Raw genomic sequence first — 16,887 nt, forward strand, 5'->3', positions numbered from 1 at the left:
TCTGTCTGTGCAAGATTCGTTCCATTGGCTCTTCCTCAGGAAATAACTAATCAGGAGTGAATTCTGAACTTCGCTTCAACATAATAACAATATAACATAATATAGACTCTGTCATTTTATTATATTCACTCGCTAATCATATTCGGGATAGTCCGGACGGATAATGGACTGCAAAATTCCTATATGGATTTCATTGTGCTCTGGAACGGGACTGTTGCAATAGTTCCTTGTGGGAGTTTCTTTTGCATTACAATGTGGCTACCACGTCTGCGGACTTCTATGAAACCAGATTTGGCAAGGATAGCACATACTTCTTTACCGGAAAGAACTATGTTTAAGTGTCATACAAAGTTGGTGCAAACACCAAATGCTAAAATCATTTCTTTTACCCTCTCAGGTGTCATTGGAAGCTGAAGGAGTCTTGCGCCAGTGGCATCAAATATTGCATTCGCTATAAGAGCTCCCATGCAGGTAATAGCAGGCTCTCCTCCTCCCTGCGGCGGAAGGTCAGAGTCTTTTACGAGCACTACATCAATTTTTGGCAGCCATGAAAATCGCGGTATTTTATAGGTATCAAAATTGAGGTCGTAAATCTCGCCTCCTTTGAAACGAACTTCTTCGGTAAGCGCATATCCTAATCCCATCGTGATACACCCTTCGACCTGCTGTGTTGCACCCACAGGGTTGATTATCTGCCCCATTTCCTGCACGCAGACAACGCGCTTGCACTGGACATGCCCGGTTGTCTTATTCACCTCCACCTCAGCCATTGTCGCAACATAAGCTCCGGAATCAATACTGCAGGATATTCCAAAGCCTCTGCCGCTTTCTGCCTTAGATGGTTTCCAGCCGAATTTTTCAGCAGCGATTTTAATCACCTTCTTCATCCGTTCATCAGCGATGTTGTTGAGCCGGAATTCTACCGGGTCAATGCCGGCTTTTACCGCCATCATGTCTATCTGTGATTCACGCGCAAAGGTATTAGTGTTCCCCCCGGGTGCACGCCACGGTCCGGTAAGAAATGGATGCGCTCCGGGTGCTGCACGCCCCGGTGAACCAGGGTCGCTTCCGCCGAAAGAAAGCTCGCTTATATTCGGCATGGCATAAAAATTCTGCGCTCCTCTATCTCCTGCAAAATAGACCTTATAATCCCAGAATGAAATCTTTCCCGTTTCATTTATGCCTGATCTAACTTTCACAACCGCCGCAGGTCTGAAGGCATCGAAGAAAAACTCTTCAGCACGGCTCCATGCGACTTGAACAGTCTTTCCTGTAAGTTTTGCGATCTTTGCCGCTTCAAGCGCCTGCTGGTTTTCTGTCTTCCCTCCGAACCCTCCTCCAACATAAGGCGTGATTATGCGGACATTTGCGAGGGAGGTTTTTAATTTTCCTGCTACCATCTGTCTTAAAAGTGAAGGAGTCTGAGTAGAAGCCCAAATAGTCATCTTTGTACCTTCCATGCTTGCAACTGCAGTGTGGTTCTCAATCGGTGCATGAGCTACATAGCTGTTAAAATAGGTTGCCTCGCTGACAGATGAAGAAAGCTTTTCCCCTTGTGCAATATCTCCTCCCTTAGCCATTCCCTTCCCCTTTGGCGCAACACTTAATAGATGCTCAAATATGTTCTTGTCATCAAGTAAAGTTTGCATAGGTTCATACTGTGCTTTTATCTGGGAAAGAGCTTTTTCTGCACCGTCAGGAGTCTTATGGAGTACTGCAATAAAATCATCATCCTTTACCAGCAAGACATTGCTCATCTTCTCAACAGCCGATGTGTCAACACTCTTTAACTTTGCGCCGTAGGTTGGCGGTCTTAAAATCTTTGCATATAACATGCCGGGGAAATTCAGATCACCTGTGTATTTAGCTTTACCTGTAACCTTTTCCAGAGCATCGAGACGTTTTACGCTTTTGCCAATAACAGTAAGCTCTGAGTCTTTTTTAATTGCCGCCTTTGAATCCATCTTCTTTTCGATATTCTGACCTTTGGCGAGCTCGGCATAGGTCAATTTTCCACTGCTGTCTGTCTTATCAAAAACAACGCCGTCTTTTGTCGCAAGTCTGTCAGCAGGAATTTTTAACTGCTCGGCGGCAAGGTCTATCAGCACAGCGCGTGCCTGTGCAGCGGCTTCGCGTAAAAGCGGCCCGCTAAAACGGGTCGTCATAGAGCCGAATGTTCCCAAATCCCAGGGGCATAGGTCAGTATCGCCCATGACCATTTCTATCTGCTCCATCGGGACATCAAGTTCATCTGACACTGTCTGCGCAAGTGAGGTCATCACCCCCTGCCCCATTTCTATTTTGCCTGTAAAACATGAGACCCTGCCGTCTTCGCCGACACGAAGATAGCCCGTAAGGTCTGCGGGATTTATCTGGAGGAAGCCTGCGCGCCGCGTCACATCCTGAAGCGCCTCTGCATCGCCGAGGGAGAAAAATATCACTATCCCGCCGCCAAGAAGCTTAAGGAAACCGCGTCTATCAAACTCAAATGGATTTTTTAAATCTTTCTCTTTTATGTCTTTAAAATAAAGGGCTTTATATTCTTCATTTTTCATATCTTCTTTTCTCCTCTTATTTCCAGAGCAGCGGTTTTAATCGCTTCGATAGCTCTTATATGCGAGCCGCAGCGGCAGAGGTTGTTATCCATCCCTTCAATAATCTGTGCATCAGTTGGTTTCAGGTTCTTTAAAAGCAAGCTGTATGCATTCATTATCATCCCGGATGTGCAAAACCCGCACTGGAATGCATTATGCTCTATGAATGCCTTCTGGAGCGGATGGAGAGTTCCATTTTTCTCCAGCCCTTCGATGGTAATCACTTCTTTGCCTTTCACATCTTTTACCGGCAGGGCGCAGGAGCGGACAGCATCTCCGTTCATTACCACAGTGCAGGCTCCGCAGTGGCTCTCGCCGCATCCATATTTCGTGCCCGTAAGTCCGAGATCAACGCGGAGCACCCAAAGAAGCGTCCTCTCTCCGTCGGTTTCAATGCTTACAGGTTTATCATTGAGTTTAAACTGAATGGCTTCAATCATAGACAGTCTCCCTTTAACTGAGAGTGTAATAAATTATTTTCAGATTATGGGAAAGATAGGGGAAATAATCAAGGAAGTTATGAAGCAATTACTTCTTCTTTCTATTGCTCATTGTAAGAGATATGGGGTCGTTCAACGTGCTTACTCTGCTGCTGTCAATATCTTCAAGTTTGTAAAAGTAAGTTCTCCCGGACTTAACATTCTTATCTATGAACTTGTATTTAGCCCCTTTTGTGCTCGTACCTTTTGCGCTGATAAGTTTCTTGTTTATTTTGACATATCCTTCGCCTTCTGTTTCACTGCGCAGGATATTGAACCCCAGGTTATCTATCTCTGTTTCAGTCTTCCACCTGATAATGACTTTCCTGTTTTTCTCTTTTGCAGTAAATGATGAAAGTGTGATGGCGCTGGGAACTTCTCCTGTTGAATAAAGCCTGTTTCGTTGTTCAAAGTAATTGGTAACAAAAACCTCATTCCCGGGAACACTGTCAAAGCCTGCTATTATAACGCCTGTGCTGAAATCACTGTCTGCCGGGAAAAAAGAGGAAGAAGCAAAAGCAAAAACCCCTCCGCCGTTATTCAGATATACTTTATTTGCCTGTCCGGCATCCTTTCCGTTTGCCACGACAACATCAAGGTCGCCGTCGCTGTCTAAATCCCCGAAGGCACAATCAAAGCTGTAATCATTATCAACTGGAAGATTGGCAGTTGTCTTGTCTTCAAACTTAGCTGTAGAAGTATTGTAAATATAAAGTCTATTTCTCTGCCCCCCGTCATTGGCAATAAATATGTAGTCAATTAAACCATCGCCATTGATGTCGGCAATTGCGGCTGAATTGCTTGAATTGGTATCAGGAGGAATAATGCCGGTTGCGTCCTCGGTAAACATTCCTGTTCCGTCATTTATAAGAAGCTTATTGGAATTATTGAGGGAATTTACCGTGAAGATATCAAGGTCTCCATCCCTGTCAAAATCTGCAAGGATGACTTTCTGCGTGTAATGGGATGTATCAGAAGGCAACCTCGTGCTTGTCTGATCTATAAACTTTGTTTCATTATCATTGACAAATATTTTTATAGATTTGCTTATTCCGGAAACCGACACAATGAGGTCCATGTCTCCATCGCCGTCTATATCGCCAAAAGCCCCGCTGCTGTAGAATTCTGAACCTGAAGGAAGCCATGTTGCAGTGACATCTGAGAAATGCCCTGTCCCGTCATTTAATAGAAGCCTGTTTTGTCCATTGTTGGCCACAAAAATATCCGTATAGCCATCGCCGTTCGCATCGCCTGCTGCAGCGCCGCGGCTATCGTCTATATCAGCAGGCAGCCTTGCACCTGTCTCATCAGTAAAGTATCCCGTTCCATTGTTGATAAGCAGTTTGTCCTCTCCATAGTTTGCCACGAATATATCGTTGTCGCCGTCATTGTCAAAATCAGAAGTTACCGCTTCTGAGCTGGAATCAAGAATCATTGGAAGATGAGTTGAGGTTAAATCAGAATAATTTGCAGCCATTGAAAATGTAGCAGAAAGGAGAATTAAAAAAATTGTACCTATAAAGTTCTTTATACTCAAATTTCCCATTTACTTCCTTTTCCTGTAAGTCACTTCAACCTTAACAGGACCATTCAAGCCGTTAACTTCATTACTAGCAATATCTTCTAATTTATACCAGTAAATTTTTCCAGCAATAATGTTTTTATCTTTAAATTTATAGCTCGCTCCTTTTGTACTGCTCCCCTTCGCCTTTATGAGTTTCCTGTTAATCTTCTCATAAGGGCTTGATTCAGATTCACTGCGCAGGATGTTAAAGCCAATGTTGTCTATCTCTGTGGCGGTTTCCCATTTAATTGCGACTTTCTTCCCCTTTTGATTTGCTGATAATGAGGAAAGGGTGATAGCGGTGGGGATTTCCGGGCCTGAAATCTTAAGAACAACAAATCCAAAGTATTGACCCGTCAGATATGCATTTGATCCAGAAATATAAATGCCATTAGGAAACCCATTTGGTGCATATGAACCAGCAAGTACAGGAGATGCTGGATTACTGATATCCAATGCAGTTAACCCATCTCCTGCATAAGTAACATACGCAATCGTACCTGTCACAGAAACATGTCCGAAAAAACCGCTCGAACTGTATGAGCTTATATGAGATGGAAGCGTTGGATTGCTTATATCTACAATTTCAAGAGACTCCCAATCAGCGACATATGCAACAGTTCCAGACACATCAACATTTTGAGCAACAACATTTGTATCATATGAGCCAATAAGAATAGGTAATGAAGGATTGGCTACGTCTACTATTGCAAGGTCATTATAATTCGCTATATAGGCTGTCATCCCTGACAGAACAACATTCCTTGCTATGCCAGAAGTGGAACAGGACCCAATAAGCGAAGGTGATGCCGGGTTACTGACATCCAATATTACTAGGCCATTAGACCCATCAGCAATATATGCTTTTGAGCCGAAAACATAAACGTTTTCAGACTGACCATCAGTATCATATGAGCCAAGAAGATTAGGTGATGAAGGATTGCTTACATCAAATATTTTTAAGCCGGCAGTATAATCCGCAACATATGCTGTTGTGCCGGAAACATAAATTCCCCAAACCTCACCCGGAGTATCATAGGAGCTAAGCAGGACAGGTAGTTTTGGACTACTTATGTCTATTATTTTAAATCCCCCGGCACGTTCAGAAAGATATGCTTTAGACCCTGAAACAAAAACATCATAAAAATCAATAGTTGTTTCATACAAGCTTGCCAGTGACGGGGTTGCCGGGTTACTTACATTTATTATTGCAAGCCCTCCATTATCATCGGCAATGTATGCGTTTGTTCCTTTGAGATAAACTGAAAGCGAGGTTCCTGAAGTATCATATGAGCCAAGCAATATTGGAGACGAAGGCGTGCTTACATCAACTATTGTCAGGCCGGAAACATTATTTGCTATATACGCAGTTGTCCCATCCACATAAATACCATTGGCACCACTTGATGTATTAAATGAACCTACAAGAGTTGGGGACGAAGGAGTGCTGACATCAACTATGACAAGGCCACTGCTGCCGGCAATATAGGCAGTTGTGCCCGCAACGTAAACATTTAACCCTGCGGCTGAAAAACTATAGGTGCTAAGAAGCGAAGGTGTAGCAGGAACACTTATATCCAAAATTTTAATTCCATAACTTCCTGTCATATAAGCCTTTGTACCTGAAACATATACACCAAATGTTGGTGTTGGTGCTTTATATGATCCAAGCAGCGCTGGCACAGCAGGATTTGCAATATCGATTATGGATAATGTTCCCTCTACATCAACCACATATGCTGTTGTTCCGGAAATATACGAATTGTAAGGATGTCCAGGAGTTTTATAAGAGCCGAGCAAAGAAGGTGAAGCCGGATTACTAACATCAATAATTAAAAGCCCGTTAACATTGTCCGCCGCATAAACAGTACTGCCGGAAACATTAATGCTTCGAAGAGAACCTTTAGAGCTAAAACTCCCTACGGTAGAAGGAGTTGATGGATTTGATATATCAAAGATTAGAAGTCCGTTGTGTGTACCAACAAAAGCATAATTCTCTGCCACATCAACGTCATAAAAACTACCGCCGTAATAGCCAAGAACTTCAAAGTCCACTGCATAAATGCTAAACATGGGAACAAATAAAAAACACATGAGCAAATATATTACTTTTTTCATTGTTTCCCTTTCATCATGGTCATCATGTATTGATAAGGCATCCTCGTATTCTTCCTTATTTTTTCTTTCTGTAATTTATCTTCACAGCAAGAGGCGCGTGATCCATGATTCCTTTGTTGCTGTCAATGTCTTCGAGCTTATACCAGTAGGTTTTGCCGGACTCGATGTTCTTATCATTTAAGTAGTATGACGCTCCTTTTGTAGATGTCCCTTTAGCGTTAATAAGTTTTTTGTTTATCTTCTCATAAGGTCCTGATTCAGATTCACTGCGTAGAATGTTAAAACCAATGTTGTCTATTTCTGTGGCGGTTTCCCATTTAATTGAGACTTTCTTCCCTTTCTGATTTGCTGCAAAGGAAGAGAGTGTTATAGCTGTAGGTATATCATCCCCTATTCTATACTTTGAGACAAAGACATCATATTCGCCATTATATGATCTGTCATACGCACCTTCCGTTGTTTGAAAATCAGAAGCAGAAGTGTAGCCGGCAATAAAAATATTCCCCGATGAATCCATGTCCCTCACCATAACATGATCACTGTAGCCGGACTCTATAGGTGCTGAATCGAGAAGAGCGCTCAGTGTGTTATTCATTTTTGATATTACCGACCACCCTGAAGTAATAATATTCCCTGAAGAATCTATCTTTATTAAACTCCCTCCTGCTCCAAGAGTAGAAGCAATTAAGGAACTCAATGTATTATTAAATTTTGATATAAATATATCTGCTTGTTCATCATATGAGGTAACATAAGCTCCAACTGTAGTCGGGAAATCGGGTGGTATCATCCCTTGGGTGCTGGTTCCTCCTGTTATATAGACATTACCTGAAGAGTCTAAAGCTATTGCTGAAGCTCCATCCATTGCTTGTCCTCCTAAAAATGTGGAAGCAAGCAAAGTGGTCAATGAGTTATTTAGTTTAGAAACAAAAACATCTCCCCACCCCCCGTACGTAGTATCATAAGCGCCCGGTGTAGTTGGGTAAGAGGATGAATACCAGATGCTCCCGGTTCCCCCTGTGATATAAATATTCCCCGATGAATCTATTGTTAAGTCACTTATTCCCTCAGCATAACCTCCTCCTATGAGAGTCGAAGCAAGAAGAGAAGTTAATCCATTGTCCAGCTTTGATATAAAACTATCGCTAGTGCCGCTAAACGAAGTATCATAAGCATCTGCTGTGGTTGGAAAATTTGGCGAATTAGTTTTCCCTGTTACAAAAACATTTCCTGAAGAACTTACGGTTATAGTTTGAATCTGTCCATAGTCTATGAAAGTGGATGCAAGAAGAGAACTCAAAGTATTATCCAGTTTTGAAATAAAAGCAGCATATCCGTTTATGGTGGTATCATAAGCACCAGTTGTATAGGGAAAATTAGATGACTCAGTATATCCTACAACGTAAATATTTCCTGAAGAATCTATGGCTATATTCTCGGCAACATCATCAGAAATGCCGGCAATGAATGTGGAAGCAAGCAGGGAAGTCAATGTATTATTAAGCTTTGAGACGAAAACATCTTGTTCATAAAAAAAAGAACCGGCTCTATCATATGCCCCTGGCGTAGTAGGAAAATCATATGAATAAGTGCTACCTGTAATATAAACATTACCTGATGTATCTATCGCTATGCCATATACATAATCAATATCGTTTCCCCCAATAAACGTACTCGCAAGCAGCGGATCGATTACAAGAGGATAGTTGTTATTATAAGAAGCGACCTGGAAGCCATAACTACTTAGATTGCTGCGGTCACTTTGCTCCCTCGTGATGACAAACTCACATCCTACTTCAATCTTTTTGCCGTCAATCTCCTGATAGGCAAAGGGCTTGGTAAATTTAACTGTGCCTAGCTCTGTTTCAACTTCGAGTTCTCCGGAGCTATTTACTTCGAGATTGTCAGCTCCTTCGAGGGTCACTTTAATATCTTCAACACTTCCGCATTCATTGACTATAAAAAGCTTCTCAACATTCCTGCCATAGGCTTTAAGTTTAAGCTCTACACCTTCATAAACTTCGCCAAGACTTACGCTGTCCCATGTAGGAATACCAGCTTTCCAGTTATCCTTAGCACCAACAAAATAATTCACCTTCGTGGCAGCTTTGCCTTCGGCTTTGATGTTTGGTAACGTGGCGCCAATAAGAGACTCTTTGAAAAATCCATACACAATCTCCCCTTTCTCTGTCACATAAACATTGCCAGCGAATGTACTGGCATAGAACTTCACGGATTTATCTTTCATCTGCCCGTTGTTTTCAACAAAGGGAATCTGAAGTTTTGATGCCCTTACCATTAATTTTGTATCATCTGGTAATGTTGCAGAGAATACAAAGAAAGGAAACAAAAGGAATGCAACAATTACAATAAGCAACGCAACAAGAATAGTGATAAGATGAATGGATCTAAGCTTACTCATTTCTACATCTCCAAAAAAAATTTTTGAATTTATACTCATCAGCTCCCTGGATTAAAGCACTGCGGAATAATGCATGTTGACTGGTTGGGTCCCGCGCCAGTGTCGCTCTTGCAAACGCCAAGCACTGCTTCCTCCGGTACGAGTTTCACTTTTCTGATGGTTGGTCTTTTGTAAACCTTCTTTGCTTTGCCCATTGAAGTCTCCTTAAAAAATCATTAGAATTAAGTTTGACATAAAACATCCAACTAATGAATTTCTTTTATGACAAACAAGCAATATGCTATAAAAGTTAAATAAATTGTGTGTTTGTTTTATTAGAACACTTCAGCAATATCAAGCATTAAATTAGCATAAATAAGCAAATTGAGTAGCCTGATTATTTTATACTATTGAGAAGAGAAATCTATCACATTTATTTTTAAAGCCTTTAAAAGGTTCAAAAATTCCTCTATTATTTTATTTTTTCTTCCTGAAATTCACCACCACGGACTTTGGACCATTCATGGTCTTGGTATTGTCCAAGTCAACATCCTCAAGCTTGTAGTAATAAGTCTTGCCGGACTCAACATGTTTGTCCTTGAATTTATAAGATGCGCCTTTGGTTGAACTTCCTTTCGCATGGATAAGCTTTTTGTTTATCTTTGTATATTGCCCGCTCTCAACTTCACTGCGCAGAATGTTGAAACCGAGGTTATCGATCTCTGTGGCAGTCTTCCATTTCAGTTCAACCTTTTTTCCTTTCTGTGATGCTGTAAATGAAGAAAGGGTTATGGCAGTGGGTATCTCCGACTCTGAGATCACCAATATTATTAGTCCACCATTATTATCAGCAACATAAACCTCGGAGTCGGAAACAAATACCTTCTCTGCATATCCGGGTGTATCATATGAGCCAAGTAACTTGGGAGAAGACAGATTTGATACATCTATTATCTGAAGACCTGCACTGCCATTGGCTACATATGCAGTACTACCTGAAACATAGACATCATTAACATCCCCTGCAATATAATATGAGCTACGATAAACCAGTGAAGCAGGATTGGATAGATCTATTATCTGAAGACCTCCATAACCCGCCACATATGCAGTTGTTCCGGAAACATCTAAACTCTTGGCAGAGCCATGTGTACCAAAGTATGCACCGAGAGGCAGAGGGGAAGATGGTTCCGACACATCTATTACCTGAAGAGCTGAATCACCATTCACCACATAAGCCTTATTACCGGAAACAAATATGTCAGAAGAAACAGACATGTCGTATGAACCACGAAACACCATTGAAGCGGGATTTGATACATCAATTATCTGAACACCTCCATAGCTATAAAAAGTCCCGTCTCCGCAGGCTACATACGCTGTATTACCGGAAACATATACACTATTCGCATAGGGCACAGGATATTCCCCAAGAGACACTGGAGAATCTGGCTTTGATACATCTATTATCTGAAAAACAGATTCAATTTTATAATTATAATCCACATTCGCGACATACGCCGTTGTTCCAGATATAAATATATCCTTAGCACTGCCAAATGTATCACAGGTACTAAGCAACTTAGGTGAAGCAGGTTTCGACACATTCAATATCTGAATACCTGAATTACCATTAGCCACATATGCGGTATTGCCTGAAACCTGTACAGCATTAGCATTGCCAGAAGGATTATTGTAAGAACCAAGCAACACAGGAGGAGAAAAATCTGATACATCGATTATTTCAAGCCCTATAAAACTACCACTATATCCTCCATCAGCTAAATATACCTTAGCACCTGAAACATACAATCCATGAGCGAAGCCGGTTGTATCGTATCTCCCAATAAGCGCCATAGAAGACGGATTCGATACATCGATTATCTGAAGGCCTCCATAACCAGCCACATATGCTGTAGTTCCGGAAACATAAACATCACATGCAGTATCATTCATTACATAAGCAGGTCCAGATATCTTATATGAACCAAGAAGAACAGGAGCAGTTGGATTTGACACATCTATGATTTGAAGACCAAAAATATCATCAGCCACATAGGCTGTAGTGCCGGATACATAAACCCCATTAGCATAACTGTAAGTATCGAATGCTCCAAGAAGAGCAGGTGAAGAAGGATCTGATACATCTATTATCTGAAAACCTGAACCCCAATCAGCTACATATGCAGTAGTGCCGGTTACATATACACCTTTAGCATAATCAGGAGTATGGTATAACCCAAGAAAAACAGGTGAAGACGGATTTGATACATCTATTATCTGAAGACCTGAATCCCAATCAGCCACATATGCTCTATTGCCGGTTACATATACATCTCGCGCACTACCGGGTGTATCGTATGCTCCAAGAAGAACAGGTGAAGACGGATTTGATACATCTATTATCTGAAGACCTGAATCTTCATCAGCCACATAGGCTGTAGTTCCGGATACATATACATCTCTCGCACTACCGGGTGTATCGTATGCTCCAAGAAGAACAGGTGAAGATGGATCTGATACATCTATTATCTGAAGACCTGAATCTTCATCAGCCACGTAGGCTGTCGTACCGGACACTGATACATCAAAAGCATAACGGGGTGTCGCGTAGGAACCAAGAGGAACAAGTGGAATAACATTTGATACGTCTATTATCTGAAGACCTGAACAATCACTTGTCATATATGCCGTAGTTCCGGAAATATAAACACTATCAGGATAAGCAGCGCTATCATATGAACCGAGACGCGTCGGAGAATACGGATCAGATACATCTATTATATGAAGACCTGCATCACCGGCCATATATGCCATAGTTCCGGAAATATAAACAACATCAGCCAAACCGGGCACAGGGCATTCGCCAAGAGACACCGGAGAAGAAGGATCCGATATATCTATTATCCGAAGACCTGACTGAAAGTAATAATTGTAATCTATATAAGCTACATACGCCGTGGTGCCGGAAACATAGACATTCCTATCGTTACTATATTGAGCTCTATTGTATGAACCAATCAGAACAGGAAATGATGGATTTGATACATCTATTATCTGAAGACCTGCTGCAGAATCAGCTACATACGCTGTCATACCGGATAGATATACACCATTAGCATAACCTGGTGTATTGTATGTACCAAGCAACTCAGGAAAAGCAGGATTTGACACATCTATTATCTGAAGCCCTGAACCACCATTAGCCACATACGCCTTTTTATCGGATACATATACATCGTTAGCATTGCCGGGGATATTGTAGGAACCGAGCAAAATTGGAGAAGATGGATCTGACACATCAAGGACCATCAACCCTGATGAAGAACTCAACAAATATATGGTATTGCCGGAAACAAAAATATTCTTTGCTGCATCTGTAGTTATGTAAGTTCCAACCCTGATGGGAGATGATGGAGTTGAAACATCAAGGACAACCAAGCCGCTTGCTGTTGCAACATAGGCGTAACTACCATTGACCACCACATCATTATAAGCCTCACCAATAACCCCCAACACCTTAATATCAACCCCAGCACCGAATGAATTGAATGCGAGAGAAATAAAGAGAACTGCAAAGAAAACAAATTTTTTGGTTGGCAAAATGTTCATAATCATAAACCCCCTATTAAACTGTAACTTTCTCCGACACATCAGAGAAGCTAAGCTGTATTTACTTTTTATTTTTTCTTCCTGAAATTCACCGCCACAGACTTTGGCCCATGCATGGTTTTTGTATTGTCCGAGTCAACATCCTCAAGCTTGTAGTAATAAGTCTTGCCGGACTCAACATGTTTGTCCTTGAATTTATAAGATGCGCCTTTGGTTGAACTTCCCTTTGCTTTGATGAGCTTCTTGTTTATCTTCACATACTCACCGTTCTCAGATTCACTGCGATAGATGTTGAAGCCGAGGTTATCGATCTCTGTCGCGGTCTGCCATTTTACTATGACCCTCTTCCCTTTCTGTTCCGCAACAAATGAAGAAAGCGTTATGGCAGTTGGAGTCCCTGGTAATGAAACTTCCATTATTTTAAGACCACGAGGCCCGGCATGAGGTCCCGGATAAGGAGATGATGCAATATAAACTCTGTTACCTGACACAAAAATATCATTCATGTAATAACCATAAACATCGTAAGAACCAAAATATTGAAATTGAAAAGGAATGGTACCAGGTGTCGGCAGATGTGGATAATTTAAATCAACAAGTGTAAGACCAATAGATGAATTAATTGTGTAAGCTATATTTCCTGAAATATAGACATCCTTGAGGCCCCCTGTTGTTAAGGAATTCCGGTAATTTAGACCAACCAAAATTGGTGAAGAAGGATCACTTACATCCATTAATATAAGGTCGTTACCTGCACCCCAATGTTCAGCGCAATTTTGACCTGCATAAAGAATTGTCCCGGAAACAAAAATATTTTGCATCCCACAATACTGGCTGTCCAAATATTCTCCAATAAGTAATGGTTCCGAAGGGTCGCTTATATCTGATATTGATATACCTTCACCGGTAATACTATAAGCTAAATTTCCGGAAACAAATACATCATCACCCGGATATGAACCTATCAGAGCTGGTGAAGAAGGATCGTTTACATCAATTATTAATCCATTAATAAAAACTCTGTTTTCGGAAACGAAAATATTTCTGGATTCAGTAGATGTTGCATATGAACCAAGAAGAGTTGGCAATGAAGGATTACTCACGTCCACTATTGCAAGACCATTTGCTCCTGCAACATATGCTTTAGTACCTTCCACTTTGACATCATAAGCAGAGCCAAACACATTGTATGCACTCAGTAACTGTGGAGAATAAGGATTAGTGGTATTGATCATCACAAGCCCCTCTGCACCATCTGCAACATAGGCGGTGTTACCGGAAACATAAACGCGTTCAGCTGTACCAGATGTCTCACATGATCCAAGCAAAGTAAGATTAAGGTCACATGGATTCCCTCTTCCATCGCTATCTGCATCTTCCTGTCCGGAATTTGGAATTGTAGAACAGTTGTCAAGATTGTTTAATATCCCGTCTCCATCCATATCATCATCACAGGCATTACCAATACCATCGGTATCTATATCATATTGATCCGGATTTGAGACACTAGGGCAGTTGTCTATTGAATCGTCAATTCCGTCAGAATCAGCGTCAGCAGCACAGGCAATATCTGAATTAAAATCTATAGCAAAAAAAACCGCGAGAACTGTAATTGCACAAATAAGGATATATTGAGTTTTCTTATGAGACATAACTTATTACCCCTTATTATTTCTTCTTCCTGAAATTCACCGCCACGGACTTTGGACCATTCATGGTCTTAGTATTGTCCGAGTCAACATCCTCAAGCTTGTACCAGTACGTCTTTCCGGTAATTACATTCCTGTCCTTGAATTTATAAGATGCGCCTTTGGTGCTACTCCCTTTTGCATGGATTAGCTTCTTGTTTATTTTTATATATTGCCCGTTCTCAGACTCACTGCGGTAGATATTAAATCCAAGGTTATCAATCTCTGTGGCAGTCTGCCATTTGATAATGACTTTCTTGTCTTTCTGCTCTGCAGCAAATGAAGAAAGGGTTATGGCGGTTGGGGCATTGCCGCTTAAGTTATTATCAAACTTTGAAATGAAAATATCAGTACTATTAAACCATGAACTAAAGCTTGTGTCATATGCTCCTGGTGTTATTGGAAAGTCAAAAGACTGAGTTACTCCAGCTACAAAGATATCTCCTGAAGAATCCAAAAGGATTGTTCCATTATAATCGGAACTGCATCCTCCTAAAAAAGTGGACGCTAAAAGAGAGCTTAAATTATTGTCAAATTTAGAAATAAACACATCACCGTCACCGTTATAAGATGTGTCAAATACATTTGATGCAATAGGTAAATCAGATGAATAAGTCAATCCACTAAGGAATACATTTCCATTGATATCTACTGATATTTTCTGGCCAAAATCCTCGTTGCTCCCTCCAAAAAAGGTGGAAGCTAAAAGAGCACTTAGAGTATTATCAAGCTTTAAAATAAATGCATCCGACTTATCATAAATTGAAATAGAATTATTAAATGATGTATTATAAGCAAGTGGCGTTGTAGGAAAATCTGCTGACCTTGTAGAACCAGATGCAAAAAGGAAGCCTTCATACCCCGCATCTATCGAATCTATTGAGTCATGTTCACTTCCACCAATTAATGTGGAAAATAATAAAGAAGTTAAACTTTTATTAAATTTTGCGACAAAGGCATCATAATACCCACCATTATACGATGTATCATAAGACCCAATTGTTGTCGGGAAATCTAAAGATGACGTTAATCCGCCTATATATATGTTTCCGGAAGAATCGATATCAACGGAATAACTATATTCTTCATCAGTTCCTCCAACGAATGTGGAAGATAGTAATGAACTCAGATCTTTATCGAGTTTAGTAATAAATGAATCGGTATTCCCGTTATAAGATGTGTCATATGAATCAAGAGTTGTTGGATAGTTATTTGAATTTGTATATCCATTTATAATAATGTTTCCTGAAGAGTCTAAAACCTCTGCGAAAACTCCATCATCATTTATTCCACCTATAAAAGTAGAAGCCATTAAGAGGGTTAAACTACTATTAAACTTAGAAACAAAACCATCATTACTTCCGTTATATGATGTGTCGTATGCACCCGAAGTCTTAGGATAGTCATATGATGAAGTTATACCTGATATAATAACATTCCCGTAAGGATCTATAGCTATTGCCCGTGCCACATCCTGCATTATTCCTCCAATAAAAGTAGAAGATAGGAGAGTGCTTAAATTATTATCCAGCTTTGAAACAAATATATCGGGTCCATAATTACAAGTGGTATCGTATGCACCTGGAGTTGTTGGATAATTACAGAATTCAGTTTTCCCTGTAATATATATATTTCGGGAAGCATCTATGGCTATTGCCTTTATCCATTCATCACCAAGATTTCCAATAAACGTTGACGCAAGTAGCGGGTCGATGACGAGGGGATAGTTTCTGTTATATGATGCGACGCGGAAACCATAATTGCTGAGATTACCGCGGTCGCTTTGCTCACTCGCAATGACAAATTCGCACTTCACATTAACTCTTTTGCCATTAATCTCCTGATAAGCAACAGGCTTTGTGAATTTCACAGTCCCGAGTAATGTTTCAACTTCAAGTTCGCCGGCGTAATTTACTTCGAGATTATCAGCCCCTTCAAGACTCACTTTTATATCTTCAACGCTACCACACTCATTAACTATAAATAGTTTCTCAACATTCTTACTATAAGCTTTGAGGTTTAATTCTATCCCATCATAAACTTCACCAAGGCTTACGCTCTGCCATGTGGGTATACCGCTCTTCCAATCCTTCTTATCTCCAACGAAATAATTTACGTTTGTAACTGCCTTCTCATTCCCTTTTATGGATGGGTTTTTTGCTCCAACGAGGTTTTCCCTCATCATCCCATAAACAATCTCTCCTTTGTCAGTTACATAGACATTCCCCGCAAAAGTGTTTGCATAAAATTTTACAGACGTGTCTTTGACCTGTCCTTTGTTCTCAATGAAGGGGATCTGAAGCTTTGCAGTCCGCTCCATTATCTTGGCTTTATCAGGAGGTGTGGCAGAGATGGAAATAGATGGAATTAGTATGATTAGAAAAGCAGAAACAACAAAGCGCAATGCACCTGATTTAAACATGCTCCCCTC

Annotated in this window: 9 protein-coding genes and 1 pseudogene; all 10 read right to left on the minus strand. The window is 40.7% G+C overall.

Going from position 1 to position 16,887, the window contains the following annotated elements; all coding sequences use genetic code 11:
- Window positions 1–132 precede the first annotated feature (132 nt).
- Window positions 133–332, minus strand: a pseudogene (locus HZA77_02465) (type II toxin-antitoxin system HicA family toxin).
- 9 nt (window positions 333–341) lie between these two features.
- Window positions 342–2,555, minus strand: coding sequence for a xanthine dehydrogenase family protein molybdopterin-binding subunit (locus HZA77_02470; protein MBI5374268.1), 2,214 nt, complete (start codon window positions 2,553–2,555; stop codon window positions 342–344).
- Entirely contained in the window at window positions 2,552–3,034 is a 483-nt protein-coding gene (locus HZA77_02475) for a (2Fe-2S)-binding protein (GenBank protein ID MBI5374269.1), read from the minus strand. Before HZA77_02475 ends, HZA77_02470 begins: the two co-directional genes overlap by 4 nt.
- Before the next feature lie 88 nt (window positions 3,035–3,122).
- Window positions 3,123–4,619 carry a VCBS repeat-containing protein gene (locus HZA77_02480; protein ID MBI5374270.1) on the minus strand — a complete coding sequence of 499 codons (1,497 nt, stop codon included), beginning with the start codon at window positions 4,617–4,619 and terminating at the stop codon, window positions 3,123–3,125.
- Window positions 4,620–6,755 carry a hypothetical protein gene (locus HZA77_02485; GenBank protein MBI5374271.1) on the minus strand — a complete coding sequence of 712 codons (2,136 nt, stop codon included), beginning with the start codon at window positions 6,753–6,755 and terminating at the stop codon, window positions 4,620–4,622. It abuts the gene before it with no gap.
- A 55-nt stretch (window positions 6,756–6,810) separates the two neighbouring features.
- Window positions 6,811–9,177, minus strand: a complete 2,367-nt coding sequence (locus HZA77_02490) for an SBBP repeat-containing protein (protein MBI5374272.1) — start codon at window positions 9,175–9,177, stop codon at window positions 6,811–6,813.
- A 38-nt stretch (window positions 9,178–9,215) separates the two neighbouring features.
- Window positions 9,216–9,371, minus strand: coding sequence for a hypothetical protein (locus HZA77_02495; protein MBI5374273.1), 156 nt, complete (start codon window positions 9,369–9,371; stop codon window positions 9,216–9,218).
- Window positions 9,372–9,633: 262 nt separating this feature from the next.
- Window positions 9,634–12,768 carry a hypothetical protein gene (locus tag HZA77_02500; GenBank protein ID MBI5374274.1) on the minus strand — a complete coding sequence of 1,045 codons (3,135 nt, stop codon included), beginning with the start codon at window positions 12,766–12,768 and terminating at the stop codon, window positions 9,634–9,636.
- A gap of 68 nt (window positions 12,769–12,836) precedes the next feature.
- Entirely contained in the window at window positions 12,837–14,420 is a 1,584-nt protein-coding gene (locus HZA77_02505) for a thrombospondin type 3 repeat-containing protein (protein MBI5374275.1), read from the minus strand.
- Window positions 14,421–14,436: 16 nt separating this feature from the next.
- Entirely contained in the window at window positions 14,437–16,878 is a 2,442-nt protein-coding gene (locus HZA77_02510) for an SBBP repeat-containing protein (GenBank protein MBI5374276.1), read from the minus strand.
- Window positions 16,879–16,887 lie beyond the last annotated feature (9 nt).

Source organism: Candidatus Schekmanbacteria bacterium (assembly GCA_016219965.1).
Taxonomy (GTDB): Bacteria; Schekmanbacteria; GWA2-38-11; order GWA2-38-11; family J061; genus JACRJM01.